The organism is Flintibacter hominis, assembly GCF_014287965.1.
Lineage (GTDB): Bacteria > Bacillota > Clostridia > Oscillospirales > Oscillospiraceae > Lawsonibacter > Lawsonibacter aceti.
Window position 1 is genome coordinate 44,981 of the sequence record NZ_JACOPO010000003.1, and the last position, 16,451, is coordinate 61,431.

At 56.8% G+C, this 16,451-nt stretch carries 15 protein-coding genes and 1 tRNA gene; 15 read left to right on the top strand and 1 reads right to left on the bottom strand.

Annotated elements, in window-relative coordinates; all coding sequences use genetic code 11:
• Window positions 1–6: 6 nt before the first annotated feature.
• Window positions 7–885 (top strand): YitT family protein, encoded by an 879-nt coding sequence (locus tag H8S11_RS05410; protein ID WP_147571208.1) that lies wholly within the window; start codon window positions 7–9, stop codon window positions 883–885.
• Between the two features lie 149 nt (window positions 886–1,034).
• On the opposite strand, the gene H8S11_RS05415 is transcribed toward H8S11_RS05410, so the two are convergent.
• The gene (locus H8S11_RS05415) at window positions 1,035–1,880 is read right to left on the bottom strand and encodes an AraC family transcriptional regulator (RefSeq protein ID WP_147571207.1); all 846 of its coding nucleotides are present in this window, start codon (window positions 1,878–1,880) and stop codon (window positions 1,035–1,037) included.
• Window positions 1,881–2,134: 254 nt separating this feature from the next.
• On the opposite strand from H8S11_RS05415, the gene H8S11_RS05420 reads away from it, so the two are divergent.
• The 14 genes from H8S11_RS05420 to H8S11_RS05485 all read left to right on the top strand — a co-directional run bounded on the left by H8S11_RS05420 (window position 2,135) and on the right by H8S11_RS05485 (window position 16,450).
• Window positions 2,135–3,232: a CoA transferase subunit A gene (locus H8S11_RS05420; RefSeq protein WP_147571206.1), complete on the top strand. Its 1,098-nt coding sequence runs from the start codon at window positions 2,135–2,137 to the stop codon at window positions 3,230–3,232.
• A 20-nt stretch (window positions 3,233–3,252) separates the two neighbouring features.
• Entirely contained in the window at window positions 3,253–4,056 is an 804-nt protein-coding gene (gene gctB, locus H8S11_RS05425) for a glutaconate CoA-transferase subunit B (RefSeq protein ID WP_147571205.1), read from the top strand.
• A gap of 187 nt (window positions 4,057–4,243) precedes the next feature.
• Complete coding sequence (locus H8S11_RS05430; RefSeq protein WP_340405806.1) at window positions 4,244–5,992, top strand: acyl-CoA carboxylase subunit beta; 1,749 nt, start codon at window positions 4,244–4,246, stop codon at window positions 5,990–5,992.
• A gap of 143 nt (window positions 5,993–6,135) precedes the next feature.
• Window positions 6,136–6,930 (top strand): (R)-2-hydroxyglutaryl-CoA dehydratase activase HgdC, encoded by a 795-nt coding sequence (hgdC, locus tag H8S11_RS05435; protein WP_147571203.1) that lies wholly within the window; start codon window positions 6,136–6,138, stop codon window positions 6,928–6,930.
• A complete protein-coding gene (locus H8S11_RS05440) occupies window positions 6,927–7,097 on the top strand; it encodes a hypothetical protein (RefSeq protein ID WP_186852475.1) in 171 nt (56 codons plus the stop codon). Before hgdC ends, H8S11_RS05440 begins: the two co-directional genes overlap by 4 nt.
• Before the next feature lie 65 nt (window positions 7,098–7,162).
• Entirely contained in the window at window positions 7,163–8,626 is a 1,464-nt protein-coding gene (hgdA, locus tag H8S11_RS05445) for a (R)-2-hydroxyglutaryl-CoA dehydratase subunit alpha (RefSeq protein WP_147571202.1), read from the top strand.
• The gene (gene hgdB / locus H8S11_RS05450) at window positions 8,623–9,759 is read left to right on the top strand and encodes a (R)-2-hydroxyglutaryl-CoA dehydratase subunit beta (RefSeq protein ID WP_186852476.1); all 1,137 of its coding nucleotides are present in this window, start codon (window positions 8,623–8,625) and stop codon (window positions 9,757–9,759) included. The genes hgdA and hgdB overlap by 4 nt, the downstream gene beginning before the upstream one ends.
• Window positions 9,760–9,960: 201 nt before the next feature.
• On the top strand, window positions 9,961–10,380 hold the full coding sequence (locus H8S11_RS05455; RefSeq protein WP_147571200.1) for a biotin/lipoyl-containing protein: 420 nt from the start codon (window positions 9,961–9,963) through the stop codon (window positions 10,378–10,380).
• A gap of 16 nt (window positions 10,381–10,396) precedes the next feature.
• Window positions 10,397–11,056, top strand: a complete 660-nt coding sequence (locus H8S11_RS14340) for an OadG family transporter subunit (RefSeq protein WP_147571199.1) — start codon at window positions 10,397–10,399, stop codon at window positions 11,054–11,056.
• 15 nt (window positions 11,057–11,071) lie between these two features.
• Complete coding sequence (locus tag H8S11_RS05465; RefSeq protein WP_147571198.1) at window positions 11,072–12,253, top strand: sodium ion-translocating decarboxylase subunit beta; 1,182 nt, start codon at window positions 11,072–11,074, stop codon at window positions 12,251–12,253.
• Between the two features lie 214 nt (window positions 12,254–12,467).
• A tRNA-Arg gene (locus tag H8S11_RS05470) sits at window positions 12,468–12,544 on the top strand.
• A gap of 719 nt (window positions 12,545–13,263) precedes the next feature.
• A complete protein-coding gene (locus tag H8S11_RS05475; protein ID WP_147571197.1) occupies window positions 13,264–14,304 on the top strand; it encodes a tripartite tricarboxylate transporter substrate-binding protein in 1,041 nt (346 codons plus the stop codon).
• Window positions 14,305–14,400: 96 nt separating this feature from the next.
• Window positions 14,401–14,916 (top strand): tripartite tricarboxylate transporter TctB family protein, encoded by a 516-nt coding sequence (locus tag H8S11_RS05480; RefSeq protein WP_186852477.1) that lies wholly within the window; start codon window positions 14,401–14,403, stop codon window positions 14,914–14,916.
• 19 nt (window positions 14,917–14,935) lie between these two features.
• Window positions 14,936–16,450, top strand: a complete 1,515-nt coding sequence (locus tag H8S11_RS05485; RefSeq protein ID WP_147571195.1) for a tripartite tricarboxylate transporter permease — start codon at window positions 14,936–14,938, stop codon at window positions 16,448–16,450.
• The last annotated feature ends 1 nt before the right edge of the window (window position 16,451 follow it).

The following is a 16,451-nucleotide window of genomic DNA, read 5'->3' on the forward strand; positions in this document are numbered from 1 at the left end:
GCGGCTATGTCGGAAAAAGCGGTGCGGTCCCCTGTCAGAGATATCCTGTTCCGCCTGGTCCTGGTGACGCTGGCGTCGCTTATCATCGCCGTCAATATGAAAAGCTTTGTCCAGGCCGGCGACCTGTTTCCCGGCGGCTTTACGGGGCTTGCCCGTCTGACCCAGCGCGCGGCTTGGGAGTTTTGGGGAGTAGACATCCCCTTCTCGCCAGTATATCTGCTGCTCAATGCGGTGCCCGCCGCTATTAGCTTCAGGTTTGTGGGAAAGAAGTTTACCCTCTATTCCTGTCAGTGTATTGTCCTGGTCAGCATTTTCACTGACCTGGTGCCTACCATCCCCATTACAGAGGACCTGCTGCTGATCTGTGTGTTCGGCGGCTTGATCACCGGTTTCGCGGTCAGCCTCTGCCTGCGGGCCAGAGCCACCAGCGGAGGTACTGATTTTATTGCTATCGCCCTGTCCGAACGGAAGAATATCGATGCCTGGAACTATATTCTGGCGGGCAATGCGGTGATGCTGACGGTGGCCGGACTGCTTTTCGGATGGGAGCGGGCCCTGTATTCCATCATTTTCCAGTTTACCAGCACTCAGACCATCCGTCTGCTGGACCCGGACAGCGGCCGGGCCACCCTGTTTATCGTCACGGGACGGGAAACGGTGGGGGGCGTGTGTGCCCAGATACAGGATACCCACCATACCGCTACTTTGATCGAGGGGGTTGGCCTGTACAATGGGGAGCCCTGCGTCATGATCTATACGGTGGTCAGCGTGGGAGAAAGCAAGGGCCTGGTCCGTAAGGTACGTCAGGCCGACCCCAAAGCCTTTGTCAATGTCATCCGGACTGAGCGGGTCCACGGGAAGTTCTATCGAAGGCCAAGGGATTGAAAAAGAAAGGGCGCTGTGTGCCGCGGCACACAGCGCCCTTTGGTATATCCGGTCAAAATAGACAAAAGGAAGAGAAGAAGCTGATTTGCAGATGTTGACCCGTAGTGGGGGCCTCATCTGGGAAAATCGGGAAAAAAAGGGGCCTGTCCCTATCTATGCTTCAGATTTTCACGGAGCAGGATCTGATCGCTGCTCTGATACTCCTTGGCATACCGGCCGGGCGTGACCCCGGTGAGATGGCCAAAGGTGCGGATGAAATGAGAGTTGTCTGAGAAGCCGGACAACTCCCCGGCCTGCTGGACGCTGGTGCCCTCCTGGAGAAGCTGGCGGGCCCGCAGTACCCGGCTGTAGATGATATATTCCATTACGGAGAAGCCAGTGGCCGCCTTGAAGACGCGGCATAGATAGTGTTTGCTGATGAAAAACTGGCTGGCGATCTGATCCAGGGACAGGGGCTCGGACAGGTTGTCCCGGATATAATCTAGAATGGGGGCCACCCGGAGGAAGTCCTTGTTGTGGATGGCCTCTCCGGCAGTGGCGGCATTCAAGGTAGGAGCTACCCGAATCAGCAGATTGAGCAGGGCCACCATTTGATGGATGTCGCTGCCGAAGGAACCGTCGTTTTTATTGCGCTCCAGGGCCTGGAACAGCTCGATGATCTCGGTCATCTGCATACCGTTCAGGTTAGCCCGGCGGAAGGAGTCGTGGGTGAGCTGGGTGAAATCGGTTTGAACGGTGGACAGTTGCATCAGGGATTTACGGCTGATGTGGAGGACATACCTGGCGTGCGCCCCGGTGGCCATGGTCCGGTGGAGGGTGTTCTCCCCAATGAGGTACAGGGTGCCCCGGCGAAGGGGGTACACCTGGTCGTTGACAAAGATGTTGCCGGGGCTGGTCAGAGGGAGGAGGAGTTCGAAGTGGTCATGAAAATGGAGCCGGCTCATGTTCCAGGTGTCGTTGTGGTTGAGCTGCAGATGAAACTCCACATTGGTCATACGGCAAACCTCCGTTTGTATGGCTCATTTCTCAGGGCAAAGCGCCCCTGGAAGGCCCCCCGGCCGGCGTGGGGGAGAGGGCCAGGAGCATTATAGCACAGCAGGCGAAGATATGCAAACTTTTTGATAAATTAAAGATAGACCTCTTGTGTCAGTTGTGTTAAAATAATAGCCGATATAGAGCGCATATCAGTACCTTGAAAATTTGAGAAAAAGAAGCGAATGAAAAAATCTTTTGTAATGGGGGTTTTACCATGAACAAAGTGTATTCCTTGCATGACGCCGTGGCGAAATTCGTCGAGAACGGAGATTGTATCTGCTTCGGCGGCTTCACCACCAACCGCAAGCCCTATGCCGCTGTGAGTGAGATCCTGCGCCAGGGTCAGAAGGACTTTACTGTCTGGGCCGGCCCCGCCGGCGGTGATTGGGATATGATGATTGGCGAGGGCCGCGTCAAAGCGTACATCAACTGCTACACCGCCAACTCCGGCTATACCAATGTCTCCCGTCGTTTCCGTGCTGCCATCGAGAAGGGCGAACTGACCTATGAGGACTATTCCCAGGACGTCCTGATGCTCCAGCTCCACGCCGCCTCCCTGGGCCTGCCCTTCCTGCCTGTCCGTCTGATGCAGGGCTCCGGCCTGATGAAATACTGGGGCATCAGCGAGGAGCAGCGCAAGACCATGGACAAGGTAGACGACCTGAAGTGCGTCGAGATCGAAAATCCCTTCAAGCCTGGCGAGAAGGTGGTGGCCGTCCCTGTGCCCAAGCTGGACACCGCCATCATCCACGTGCAGAAGGCCAGCCCCGACGGCACCTGTATCGTCGAGGGCGACGAGTTCCACGATGTGGATATCGCCGTGGCTGCCCGCAAGGTCATTGTCACCTGTGAGGAGCTGGTCAGCGACGAGTATATCCGCCGCGACCCCACTCTGACCCGTATCTTCGGTGAATGTGTCTCCGCCGTAGTCCACGCCCCTTATGGAGCCTGGCCCTCTCAGTGCTATAACTACTATGACAACGACTCCCATGCTTTGAAGGAGTATGACAAGGCATCTAAGTACCAGGATGCCGAGGACGCCAAGGTCCAACTGGCCAAGGCCGCCGCCAAGGCTGAGAAGGCCGCCGCCGCCAAGCCTGAGGATGAGAAGCTGGCCGAGGCTGCCGCCAAGGCCAAGAAGGCCGCTGACGATGCCGCCGCCGGCATCGCCATCCCTGAGACCTTTAAGGACTATGTAGACAAGTGGGTTTACTCCGTCAAGGACCACGATGAGTTGCTGGATAAGGTGGGCGGTTCCCGTTTGATGCGGTTGAAGAACGAGCCCCATCTGGGCTACTCCACCAGACACTAAGAACAGGGAGGTACATAGACATGGCTGATTATACCAAGTATACCAAGCAGGAGATGCAGGCTTACGCCATCGCCAAGAACATCAAAGAGAACCAGATCGTCATTGTGGGCACCGGTCTTCCACTGATCGGCGCCTCCCTTGCCAAGCGGGTGGTATGCCCCTCCTGCCACCCCATCGTGGAGAGCGGGCTGATGGACTGTTCCCCTGTGGAGGTCCCCCGCTCTGTGGGTGACAACCGCTTTATGGCTCACTGCGCTGTCCAGTGGCCCAACGTGCGCTTCATCGGGTTTGAGGCCAACGAGTGGCTCCACGACGAGGACCGGCTCATCGCCTTTATCGGCGGCGCCCAGATCGACCCCTATGGCAATGTGAACTCCACCTGTATCTACGGCAAGGGTGACTACATCAAGCCCCAGACCCGGTTTACCGGCTCCGGCGGCGCCAACGGCATCGCCACCTACTGCAACACCATCATCATGATGCAGCACCAGAAGCGCCGCTTTATGGAGAAGATCGACTACATTACCTCCTGCGGCTGGATGGATGGCCCCGGCGGCCGCGAGCGCGCCGGCCTGCCTGGCAACCGCGGCCCCCAGATGGTGGTCACCGACCTGGGCATTATGAAGTTCGATGAGGAGACCAAGCGGATGTACCTGGCCTACTACTATCCCTTCTCCTCCCCTGAGATGGTTCAGGAGAACACCGGCTTCGAGGTGGATGTGTCCCGCGCCCAGCTCTTTGAGGGCCCCTCTCCCGAGATCATCAAGGTCATCCGCGAGGAGATCGATCCCGGTCAGGCCTTTATTAAAGTTCCCAAGGAGTAAAAAAATAAGTTGCTGATGGGAAGAAATGCTTTCTTTCGGACCGTGTTCCCCTGCCCGTACTGCCGCCGACACAAGTGTTGATCGGGGGCGTCGGCGACCCAATACAATTTATGGTCGCCTGGGTGGCACGGCGCGCATCAGAGATGATACGATATAAAAGGAGGAAATTACATTGGGTAACTATTCCATGCCCCGCTATTTCCAGAACATGCCTGTGGTGGGCAAGCCTGTTAAGGTCAACGCCGAGAACGTGGCCGAGCTGAGGGCCATCGAGGACGACATCCACGCCCATATTGTAGACGCCCTGTCTGCCGGCAAGGCGGACGAGGACATGAACGCCAAGGGACAGCTCACCGCTATGCAGCGTGTCGCGCTGCTGGTGGACGCCGGCACCTGGTGCCCCCTGAACAGCCTGTACAACCCCGAGCACAACAAAAACGGCTCTACCTCCATCGTAAAGGGCCTGGGCCGGGTCAACGGCAAGTGGTGCTGCATCATCGCTTCCGATAACAAGAAGCACGCCGGTACCTGGGTTCCCGGTCAGGCGGATAACCTGCTCCGTGGCTCTGATACTGCCAAGCGGCTGCGCATCCCTCTGATCTATCTGCTGGAGTGCGCTGGTGTGGAGCTGGACAAGCAGGAGAAGGTGTACCCCAACCGCCGGGGCGGCGGCACCCCCTTCTACCGCAACTCTGAGCTGAACCAGATGGGTATTCCCGTTATCGTAGGCATTCACGGCACCAACCCCGCCGGCGGCGGCTACCACTCCATCTCTCCCACCGTGTTGATCGCCCATGAGAAGGCCAATATGGCCGTAGGCGGCGCCGGTATCGTAGGCGGCATGAATCCCAAGCCCCATGTGGATATGGAGGCCGCTCTGGCCCAGATCGAGGCCACCAAGGGCCTGCGTGCCGATCCTCCCGGATCCGTCTCCATCCACTACGGTCAGACCGGCTTCTTCCGCGAGGTGTACGCCGATCAGGAGGGGGTCATCGCCGGTATCAAGAAGTATGTGGATATGCTGCCCACCTTCGACCTGGAGTTCTTCCGTGTGGACGCGCCCCAGTCCCCCGCCATGTCCGATATCGAGCTGTACGACCTGGTGCTGAACAACAAGAACCGTCCCTATGATATGTACTCTGTCATCGGCCGCCTGTTTGACGGCAGCCAGTTCATGGAGTACAAGAAGGGCTACGGCCCCGAGATGATCACCGGCATCGCCAAGGTGGACGGCCTGCTGGTGGGCGTGGTGGCCAATCAGCAGGGCGTGTTCCCCAACTACCCTGAGTATAAAGTGGCCAAATACGGCCAGTCTATGGGCGCGGGCGGCAAGCTGTACCGCCAGGGGCTGATCAAGATGAACGAGTTTGTCACCCTGTGTGCCCGTGACCGCCTGCCTATGATCTGGATTCAGGATACCACCGGCATCGACGTGGGTGACGACGCCGAGGTGGCCGAGCTGCTGGGCCTGGGCCAGTCCCTGATCTACTCCATCCAGAGCAGCAAGCTGCCCATGATGGAGATTACCCTGCGCCGCGGCACCGCCGCCGCCCACTATGTCCTGGGTGGGCCCCAGGGCAACGACAACAACGCCTTCTCCCTGGGCACCGCCGCCACCGAGATCAACGTCATGAACGGCAAGACCGCCGCCAACGCCATGTACACCGGCCGTCTGGCCAAGGACCAGAAGGCGGGCAAGGATCTGCAGCCCACCATCGACAAGATGAACGCCTTGATCGACGACTACGATGTCAAGTCCAAGCCCCTGTTCTGCGCCCAGGCCGGTCTGGTGGACGAGGTGGTGGACCTGCCCATGATGCGCAACTACATCGTGGCCTTCACCGACTCCTGCTATCAGAATCCTGAGAGCATTTGCCCCTTCCACCAGATGCTGCTGCCCCGGACCATCAAGGACTACGACGAGGGCCACCGGTGATCTGACACCTGCGCTATCATCCGGCCGGGGAGCTGCCCAGCCGGCAGGTCCCCGGATGCGGGTGTGGATGGGATCGATGGGGGAGCGGCCTTTTGCCGCGCTGCGATCCGGCCGATCTAAGCAATACAAGGAGAATTGACCGTATGAGTATCTATACCCTTGGGATCGATATCGGTTCCACCGCTTCCAAATGCATTATGCTGGCCGATGGCAAGGACATCGTCGCCAAGTCCCTGATTCCCGTGGGTGCCGGCACCAGCGGGCCCCAGCGGGCTATCTCCCAGGTGCTGGAGAACGCGGGCAAGGCACGGGAGGAGATGAGCTATATCCTGGCTACCGGCTATGGCCGCAACTCCCTGGAGGAGTTTGCCGATCAACAGATGAGCGAGTTGAGCTGCCACGCCAAAGGGGCCTCCTTCCTTTTCCCTGAGGTCCGCACGGTTATCGACATCGGCGGCCAGGATGTAAAGGTCCTCCAGATTGAGAACGGCGTGATGACCAACTTCGTTATGAATGACAAGTGCGCCGCTGGCACCGGCCGGTTCCTGGACGTCATGGCCCGAGTGCTGGAGGTGAAGGTGGAGGATTTGGGCACTCTGGGCGCCCAGTCCACCAAAAACGTGGGCATCAGCTCCACCTGCACGGTTTTCGCCGAGAGTGAGGTCATCAGCCAACTGGCTCAGGACACGGATAAGCGGGATATCATCAACGGCATCCACCACTCTGTGGCCAACCGGGTGGCCGGTTTGGCCCACCGGGTGGGCATTAGGGACCAGGTAGTTATGACCGGAGGCGTGGCCCAGAACATCGGCATCGTCAGTGCTCTGGAGGAGCAGCTGGGCCACACCATCCATACCTCGCCTCTGACCCAGTATAACGGCGCCCTGGGCGCCGCCCTGTTTGCCTATCAGAAGTATCTGAAGGAGCAGAAGGGATGAAACAGATCTTCTTTGGAATCGCGCTGATTTTGTTTGCGCTGGTCTTACTGCTGTCGGAGATATGGCTCCCAATTGTGGGAGACCTGATGAGCAGGGGAGAGTTTGCGGTTTTGATAGCGGTCATCGGTCTGGTGATCGCCGGAATTGGCGCATTCAAAGAGAAGTAACGCAGTATGGCCGCTGTCTCGGCGGCCGATCGCAAAATTGATTTTCCGGTAAGGAGGAATTTACAATGGCTAAAGAAGTAAGTCCTGGCGTAAAGGCTCTGCGTAAGGTCGTTGAGGACGTCTACGCCGACGCCCGTGTGGCCAAGAAAGAGGGCAAGCTGGTGGGCTGGTCCAGCTCCAAGTTCCCCTGTGAGCTGGCCGCCGCCTTTGACCTGAACGTAATGTACCCTGAAAACCAGGCCGCCGGTATCGCCGCCAACCGGGACGGCGAGATCATGTGTCAGGCCGCCGAGGACCTGGGTTTTGACAACGACATCTGCGGCTACGCCCGTATCAGCCTGGCCTATGCCGCCGGCAAGCGCGCCAGCCGCAAATTTGACCCTGAAACGCTGGAGTTTGTCATCAACCCCAACAGCGGAAAGCCCCTGAAGGACGAGAACGGCAAGGTGGTCATCGACCCTGAGACTGGCAAGCCCAAGAAGGATCCCAAAACCATGCAGCCTTACACCGTGCTGGATGACATCTATGAGATCGAGGCTCTGCCTGAAACCACCGAGAAGGAGATCGCCTATAAGAACTTCCGCCGGGAGGCCATCAAGCCTTACCGCCAGATGCGCATGCCTCAGCCCGACTTTGTGCTGTGCTGCAACAACATCTGCAACTGCATGACCAAGTGGTATGAGAATATTGCCCGTATGTGCGATATCCCACTGATCATGATCGATATCCCCTATAACAATACGGTAGAAGTAGACGATACCTATGTGGCCTATATCCGCGGCCAGTTTGACAACGCTATTCACGATCTGGAGAAGCTGACCGGCAAAAAGTTTGACGAGAAGAAGTTTGACGAAGCCTGCGCCAACGCCAATCGGACCGCCAAGGCCTGGCTGAAGGTGTGCGACTATCTGCAGTACAAGCCCGCTCCTTACTCCGGCTTCGACCTGTTCAACCACATGGCCGACGTTGTGACCGCCCGCGGCCGTGTGGAGGCTGCCGAGGCTTTTGAGCAGCTCTCCCGCGATTTGGATGAGGCCATCAAGGAGGGTAAGTCTACAACGCCCTTCCCGGAGCAGTACCGCGTCATGTTCGAGGGCATCCCCTGCTGGCCCAAGCTGCCCTCCCTGTTCAAGCCCTTGAAGGAGCATGGTGTCAACGTCACCGCCGTTGTGTACGCCCCCGCTTTCGGCTTCGTGTACAATAACATGGACGAGATGGTCCGCGCCTACTGCAAGGCCCCCAACTCTGTGTGTATCGAGCAGGGCGTGGATTGGCGTGAGGGCATCTGCCGGGACAACAAGGTGGACGGCGTGCTGGTCCACTATAACCGTTCCTGCAAGCCCTGGTCCGGTTACATGGCCGAGATGCAGCGCCGCTTTACTAAGGATCTGGGTGTGCCCTGCGCCGGCTTTGACGGCGACCAGGCCGATCCCCGTAACTTCAACGAGGCCCAGTATGAGACCCGTGTCCAGGGCCTGGTAGAGGCCATGGAGGCTAACAAAGCTGCGAAGGAGGCTGCTGAGAAATGAGCATCGAGGTACTGCTGAATCAGTTTAAGGAGGCCTCCGACCACCCCTATCGTCGGATCAAGGCCTATAAGGAGCAGGGTAAGAAGGTCATCGGCGTCCTGCCCTATTACGCCCCTGAGGAGCTGGTCTATGCCGCTGGGATGGTGCCCATGGGCATCTGGGGCAGCAACAGCAAGACCATCGCCCAGGCCAAGGAGTATTGTGCCACCTTCTACTGCACCATCGCCCAGTTGGCGCTGGAGATGCTGCTGGATGGCACACTGGACGACCTGGACGGCCTGATTACCCCCACCATTTGTGACACCCTGCGCCCCATGAGCCAGAACTTCCGGGTGGCTATGGAGGGCAAGCTGCCCTGCATTTTCCTGGCCCACCCTCAGCACCGCAAGCCCGCTTTCGGTCTGCAGTTCTGCGTGGACCAGTACACTCATGTGAAGAACGAGTTAGAGAAGATCTCCGGCGCTCCTATTACGGACGAGGCGTTGCGGAATGCTATCAAGGTGTATAACCGCAGCCGGGCCGCCCGCAGGGAGTTTGCCAAGCTGGCCGGCCAGCACCCTGATGTAATCTCCGCTGTCAACCGTTCCGCAGTCTTTCGCTCCTCTTGGTTCATGCTGAAGGATGAGCACACCGATCTGCTGGAGCGGCTGAACGCGGAGCTGTCCAAGCTGCCCGCCAGCAACTGGAAGGGTAAGAAGGTGGTCACCTCCGGCATCATCTGCGACAACCCCAAGCTGTTGCAAATCTTTGACGACAATAAGATCGCCATTGTCGCCGACGATGTGGCCCATGAGAGCCGTCCCTGTCTGGTGGACGCTGCTGAGTCCGGCGACCCCATGATGGCGCTGGCCCAGCAGTTCGCTGATCAGGACTACGACGTGCTGCTGTACGATGAGCACTCTAACCAGAACCGCCGTGGCGAGTTTGTGGTCAAGCTGGTCAAGGACTCCGGCGCTCAGGGTCTGGTCCTGTTCATGCAGCAGTTCTGCGACCCCGAGGAGATGGAGTATCCCTACCTGAAGAAAGCTCTGGATGGGGCGGGCATCCCCCACATCAAGCTGGGTGTGGACCAGCAGATGCGGGACTTTGGCCAGGCCAGCACCGCGATCCAGGCATTTGCCGACGTGCTGTAAAGTTTCTATATAGATATTTTTATCTCATTTACCCGGACCTTGACATAAGACGGATAAAACTGGTATAATATCCACGATTTTAAGTTCTCTCCCGCCTCTAAAACAGGCGGGAGAGAACCATAAGCCGTGAATACTGGAGTAGAAATACCCGTGTCAGTATTTAAGCGGCCGATTAATAAATTGTAAAGGGGAAAACAAGCTATGAACTACAACGTTACAGTGAACGGCAAGGTTTACAGCGTGACCGTGGAGAAAACTGGCGCCGCCGCTCCCGCGGCCGTTGCTCCTGCCGCCGCCCCTGTGGCTGCCGCTCCCGTGGCCGCCCCTGTGGCTGCTCCTGCCGCCGCTCCCGCTCCCGCCCCAGCGCCTGCTCCCGCTGCGGCTCCTGCCGCCACCGTGGCCGCCGGTGAGACGGCAGTCAAGAGCCCCATGCCTGGCAACATTTTTAAGGTGGAGTGCTCTGTGGGCCAGTCCGTGAAGGCAGGCGATGTCCTGGTGGTTCTGGAGGCCATGAAGATGGAAATTGAGGTTTCCGCACCTGTGGATGGTACGGTCAAGGCTGTTTCTGCTGTGGTAGGCACCGCTGTCAATACGGACGATCTGCTGGTCACTCTGGGTTAAGGGAGGACTATGATCTATGCCTAATGCAGATATCGCAATCCTGAATCCATTTGAACCGCTTTCAGTCCCGGAGGCGCTAATGGTCGCCGTTTGTGGTCTGCTTGTGGTATTCCTGATGCTGGCCATCCTGATGCTGGTTATCATGGTTATTTCCAAGATCGTGAACGCCATCGAGGGAAAGTCTGCCGCTCCCGCTCCGCAAAAGAAAGCCGCCCCCGCGCCCGCCCCGGCGGCTGCGCCTGCCGCACCGGCTGTGGATGAGGGTGAGCTGGTTGCGGTTATGATGGCTGCGGTTGCTGAGGAGTCCGGGATGGCGCCCAACTCCTTCCGCATCACCAATATTGCCGCCGCCCCTGCGGCTCCTGCCGCGGCTGCCCCTGTGGCTGCCGCCCCTGCTCCCGCCGCTACGCCTGCTCCGGCCGCGGTTCCGACCGCAGCCGCCCCCGTTGCGGTGGCGGCTGGTGAGACAGCGGTCAAGAGCCCTATGCCCGGCAACATCTTTAAGGTAGAGTGCTCCGTAGGCCAGTCCGTAAAGGCAGGCGATGTCCTGGTGGTTCTGGAGGCCATGAAGATGGAAATCGAAGTTTCCGCCCCTGCGGACGGCACCGTCAAGTCCGTTTCCGCTGTGGTGGGTACCGCTGTCAATACCGATGACCTGTTGGTCACCATCGGTTGAAAGGAGGGGTAAAGTATGAATTTTGTAACGGAAGTTTTGACTAAGATCATGCAGGGTTCTGGCTTTGCCGCTCTGGATTGGAAAACCGCGCTCATGCTGTTTATTGCCTGTGTCCTGCTATATATGGGCATTGGCAAGGGCTTCGAGCCTTTGTTGCTGGTTCCCATCGCCTTTGGTATGCTGCTGGCTAACCTGCCGGTCACCGGGCTGTTCAACGAGCCCGTCTATGATGCCGCCACCCACAGCGGAACGGTGGGCTTTATGTGGGTGCTCTATCAGGGCGTCCAATACGCCATATACCCATCCATTATCTTTATGGGTATTGGCGCTATGACGGATTTTGGCCCTCTGCTGGCCAACCCCGTATCTCTGATGCTGGGCGCCGCCGCCCAGTTGGGTATCTTTGCGGCCTTCCTGATGGCTTTGGCTCTGGGTCCCATTACCAACGGCCTGATCAGCTTTACTCCCGCTGACGCGGCCGCTATCGGCGTGATCGGCGGTGCTGATGGCCCGACGGCCATTCTGACGGCATCGAAGCTGTCTGTGAATCTACTGCCGGCGATTGCCATTGCGGCTTATTCCTACATGGCTCTGATACCTCTGATCCAGCCTCCGCTGATGAAGCTGATGACCACCAAGAAGATGCGTCAGGTCAAGATGAGCCAGCTTCGTGTGGTTTCCAAGACGGAGAAGATTATCTTCCCCATCGCTGTAACCATCTTCGTGGTGCTGTTGATCCCCGATACAGCTCCTCTGATCGGTATGCTGATGCTGGGTAACTTGTTCCGTGAGTGCGGCGTCACCGAGCGCCTGTCCGATACTGCTCAGAATGCTCTGATCAACATCGTGACCATTCCTCTGGGACTGTCTGTGGGCTTTAAAGCCACTGCTGATCAGTTCCTGACTCCCCAGACTCTGGGTATCGTTGCTCTGGGCTTGACTGCCTTCCTGCTGTCTACCGCTGGCGGTCTGTTGCTGGGAGACTTGATGTATGTCCTGACTGGCGGTAAAGTCAACCCCTTGATTGGCTCCGCTGGTGTATCTGCGGTGCCTATGGCCGCCCGTGTTTCCCAGGTCGTCGGCCAGAAGGAGAATCCCACGAACTTCCTGCTCATGCACGCTATGGGCCCCAACGTGGCCGGTGTTATCGGCTCCGCTTGCGCTGCTGGCTTTATGATCAAGGTATTCGGTGGCTGATCCTCTGTTTGATAAGCAGGGCGGCCCCACGGCAAACGCCGTGGGGCCGCTTTATTTTAAAAATAATTCCGAAGGCCAAGGTAATTTGGAAGAAAAAATTATGAGTGTAAAGAAAAAAAGAAATTAGTCAAAAAATTTGAATAAAATGGTTGCATTTTAAATCTGACTGTGCTATAATAACCAAGCTGTCAAGAGGAAATCCTCTTTGCGGTATGCGGCTGTAGCTCAGTTGGATAGAGTGACTGGCTACGAACCAGTAGGTCGGGGGTTCGAATCCCTTCAGCCGTACCACGTCGGAGCAAGCTATAATGGCTTGCTCCGACTTTTTTAAAGTCAAAGCGCACCTAAATAGTTGCTTCTCATCTTCAGATAGAACTCTTGGTTGTTGAGGTGCTTTAGGGCCGCCGATTTGTGGCGCTCTTATTTTATTGAGCAGCAATATCAATTTTAACTATTTTTTACGTCGAAGTAAGTAAGTCTTGCTTCGGCGTCTTTTTTATTGCATCTAAAAATTTTATTCAACTATTGTATGGACTACTTCTTAGGTTTTTCTGTGTTTCCGCCGGAAGGGCGGTTTGTACTTTTGGAGCATTAAATACTCAGAAATAGGTTGAGCCAATCTGAGTAAGTTATCTTTTTTGCATTTAGCATTCGAACCACACACTAGATTAAGATTTTGCTTTCTTAAACTATAAAGAGTGCGGTTTCTTTCAATTAATTGTTTGGTTTTCATTCAAAAGAGTTTATATGAAATAGATCTGTTGAATATAAAACTTCTTATCAGCCACTGAGTGAGTCTGTCAAAAATGGGCCATAAAAATTGTATAAAACACACAAATATTTAACAAAAACAATACAGCATTTCTAAAAAAAGGTTATTCCCATACAACTTTGTAAAAATTTATTCTAAATCTGTTGATTGAGAAAAACCACCATGATATATTGAGGATAACTAGTGTGGTAGTCACACAACCAAATTCTGGAAAATTTATGAAAAAGGAGAATGAATCATGAAAAAGCGTTTACTTAGCTTATCTCTTGCTCTCGCAATGGCCGTTGGCCTGCTGGCTGGCTGCGGCGACAGCGGAAAAAACACCGGAACCAATGACGGAAGCTCTAGCAATTCTAGTACAAGCACCAGCACCCCCTCCACTACTGTCAAGAAGTCCAGCTGGAAGGTGACCTGCCCCTGGGCCCCCTCCGGCGTAGCGGCTATGGTGAGCCAGAAGGCCGCCTCTAAGTCCACTGAGTATTCCGACGCAATCACTCTGGTCGCCGAGGCAATTAAGGGCGACGCCGCCACTGTCAATACCTGGGTCATGGACACCAAGGCCAATGATCCAGAGCTGGTATTTGTGGGCGAGGGCCTGCTGTCTATTACCTCCATCATCGATCCTGCCAAAATGAAGTTTACCGCTGAGGACTTTGCCTATGTGGAAAACCTCTACTCCTCCATCTTTGTGCTCTCCGCCTCCGCTGATTTGAATATCAAGACCATCGCCGACCTGGAGGCCTATGTAGCCGCCGGCAATGAGATCAGTGTGGCTGTCAACGGCGCCACCAGCTCTGAGGCATTCCTGGCCGCAGCCCTGTTCGGAAAGATGGGCGCCGGTGACAAGCTGAAGCTGACTCCCTATCAGTCCGCCGCCGAGGCCGCTCAGGCTGTGGCCAAGGGCGAGACCCAGTTTGCCGTCTCCCACCAGTCCCAAATTCTGGAGACCTATCAGCAGGGCGGCGTGACCATCCCCTGCGCCTTTGATGAGAAGGCTCTGGAGCATGGACCCTTCGCGGGCGTGGAGGGCGTCGGTGAGAAGGGCTATCCCTACTTCCGCAACCGCTGCTTCATCATGGCCCGTGCTGGTACGGACGAGGCCACTGTAGCTGCTCTGAAGGAGCTGTATGGCAAGATCCTGGCCGATGAGGAAGTTGCCGCCTGGCTGCAGGATACTATGCTGCTGGAGGTTGACCCCATGTCCCAGGAGGATGTGGACGCCCATGTGGAGAATGTAAAGAACATCGTCAACGAGTACAAGGATATCGTTGCCGGCTGATCCTGACCAACCACAATAACTGGGGAATGGGATGGGGAAATATCCCACCCATTCCCCGGTTTTATGTGTGTGCAGACTGAGGAGGTTTTTATTCGGATGAAAAACTGGATCAATCGATTCCATGCCCGTCTGGACGCATGGGGAGAAAAGCTCTGTGAAAAAGAGATCCGCATCCCTGTGGACTTGACGGTGGGAATTCTCTTTTTTCTCTTTGCGCTGGCAATCCTGTTCGTTATGCCCCAGCAGGTGATCGTGTCGGACAAGGACGTAGTGAATGGCCGCGCCTTCCCCACCCTGCTGATGGTCGTGATGATGATTTGCTGCGGGATGCTGATCGTCAAGGAGCTGTATAAGCTCTTTACCAAGCAGCCCCTCAACTGGAAGGTGATCAACCTCCAGACCGAGCTGAAAGCATTGGCTATCCTGACCATTCTGGTTATCACCTATCTGCTGTGCCGCTTCACCGACTTGTTTGTGGTGGGCGCTGTGTTCTGCTGTCTGGGCTTTTTGGTCTATTTCCGCTGCAAAAAGCCCTCTTATTATGTGATCACCATCACCTTGGCTGTGGTCATTTGGGCGTGCTTCCGTTTCGTCCTGAATGTGGAATTTTAAGAAGGAGGCTGAACGTTTTATGATGCAATATATCGTTCCCGCTACCGGCCTTCTTTTCACGCTGGAAAATATCCTGTGGATCAATATCGGCGTGTTCGTCGGATCGGTCTTTGCCGCTATTCCCGGACTCAGCGTGATCCTGTGCGTCATCCTGTTCCTGCCCGTCACCTATACCATGACCGCCATCCCGGGCATGATGTTCCTGCTGGGCATCTACTGCGCCGGCGGTTATGGTGGCAGCGTATCCGCCATCCTGATCAATACGCCGGGTACGCCACACGCCGCGGCCACCATGCTGGACGGCCATCCTCTGTCTGAGCAGGGGCGGACCAAGGCGGCCCTGAAGATTGCCCTGTACGCCTCTACCTTTGGCGGCGTGTTCTCCGCCCTGATGCTGCTGTTCCTGGGGCCCCAGGTGGCCAAGGTGGCTGCCCAGCTGGGCACTGCGGAGTATTTTATGGTCTGTGTCTTTGGCCTGACCATCATCGCGGGTGTCTCCGGCAAGAGTATCATCCGGGGCCTGATTTCCGCCTGCTTGGGCCTGCTCATCTCCTGCGTGGGCACGGACCCCATGACCAGCTATGACCGCTTCACCTTCGGCATCTCCCGGCTGTATCTCGGGCTGGATCTGGCCATCTGCCTGATCGGCCTGTTCGCCCTGGTGGAGATCCTGGCCAAGGCGGAAAAGCGGCTGGGCAGCCTAAATCTGGACACCACCAAGATCAAGGACGACGGCAAGATCACCAGGGAGGAGTATAAACGCATGGCCCGCCCGGTGATCATGTCCTCTATCATCGGGGTGATGGTAGGCATCATCCCCGGCACCGGCGCCTCCGAGGCGTCCTGGTTCAGCTACAACACTGCCAAGAACCTGTCCAGGCATCCAGAGGAGTTCGGCCACGGCTCCGTGGAGGGCATCGCCGCCGCCGAATCGGCCAACAACGCCGTTACCGGCGCAACTCTGATCCCCCTGCTCACCCTGGGCATCCCAGGCGATGGCACGGTGGCCATCATGCTTTCCGCCTTGATGATCAACGGCCTGAACCCCGGCCTTTCTCTGTTCACTACAGATGGCGATATCATGTATGCCATCATGCTGGGACTCATCCTGGTCAACCTCTTTATGCTGCTCCAGGGCAAGTTCCTTACCACCCTGTTTGCAAAAGTGGTCTCCATCCCCCAGGAGATTCTTACCCCCATCATTGTGATCTTCTGCTTTGCCGGCGCCTACTCCGTTAACGAAAACTACTTTGACGTGGGCGTGGCCCTCATCTTCGGCGTGCTGGCCTGGGTCCTTCGCAAGCTGGACCTGCCTCCCGTGCCCATCCTGCTGGGCCTGGTGCTGGGCAGCATGACCGAGACCAACTTCCGCCGTGCCCTGCTCATCTCCGACGGCAGCCCCAGCATTTTCTTCCAGAGTATCTACTGCAAGATATTCCTGGCGCTGATCGTCGTGGCGCTGGCCGCCATCATTCGCGGCAAGCTGAAAGAGGCCAAGGCTGCCAAGGCCGCCGTCCAGAAGGAGGACAATTGAT

Excerpts from the sequence above, each read along its gene's own strand:
- hgdA (WP_147571202.1), top strand. The coding sequence starts at position 7,163 with ATGGCTAAAGAAGTAAGTCCTGGCGTAAAGGCTCTGCGTAAGGTCGTT.
- H8S11_RS05475 (WP_147571197.1), top strand. The coding sequence starts at position 13,264 with ATGAAAAAGCGTTTACTTAGCTTATCTCTTGCTCTCGCAATGGCCGTT.
- hgdB (WP_186852476.1), top strand. The coding sequence starts at position 8,623 with ATGAGCATCGAGGTACTGCTGAATCAGTTTAAGGAGGCCTCCGACCAC.
- H8S11_RS05415 (WP_147571207.1), bottom strand. The coding sequence starts at position 1,880 with ATGACCAATGTGGAGTTTCATCTGCAGCTCAACCACAACGACACCTGG.
- H8S11_RS05410 (WP_147571208.1), top strand. The coding sequence starts at position 7 with ATGTCGGAAAAAGCGGTGCGGTCCCCTGTCAGAGATATCCTGTTCCGC.
- hgdC (WP_147571203.1), top strand. The coding sequence starts at position 6,136 with ATGAGTATCTATACCCTTGGGATCGATATCGGTTCCACCGCTTCCAAA.
- H8S11_RS05455 (WP_147571200.1), top strand. The coding sequence starts at position 9,961 with ATGAACTACAACGTTACAGTGAACGGCAAGGTTTACAGCGTGACCGTG.
- H8S11_RS05465 (WP_147571198.1), top strand. The coding sequence starts at position 11,072 with ATGAATTTTGTAACGGAAGTTTTGACTAAGATCATGCAGGGTTCTGGC.
- H8S11_RS05440 (WP_186852475.1), top strand. The coding sequence starts at position 6,927 with ATGAAACAGATCTTCTTTGGAATCGCGCTGATTTTGTTTGCGCTGGTC.
- gctB (WP_147571205.1), top strand. The coding sequence starts at position 3,253 with ATGGCTGATTATACCAAGTATACCAAGCAGGAGATGCAGGCTTACGCC.
- H8S11_RS05480 (WP_186852477.1), top strand. The coding sequence starts at position 14,401 with ATGAAAAACTGGATCAATCGATTCCATGCCCGTCTGGACGCATGGGGA.
- H8S11_RS05430 (WP_340405806.1), top strand. The coding sequence starts at position 4,244 with ATGCCCCGCTATTTCCAGAACATGCCTGTGGTGGGCAAGCCTGTTAAG.
- H8S11_RS05420 (WP_147571206.1), top strand. The coding sequence starts at position 2,135 with ATGAACAAAGTGTATTCCTTGCATGACGCCGTGGCGAAATTCGTCGAG.
- H8S11_RS05485 (WP_147571195.1), top strand. The coding sequence starts at position 14,936 with ATGATGCAATATATCGTTCCCGCTACCGGCCTTCTTTTCACGCTGGAA.
- H8S11_RS14340 (WP_147571199.1), top strand. The coding sequence starts at position 10,397 with ATGCCTAATGCAGATATCGCAATCCTGAATCCATTTGAACCGCTTTCA.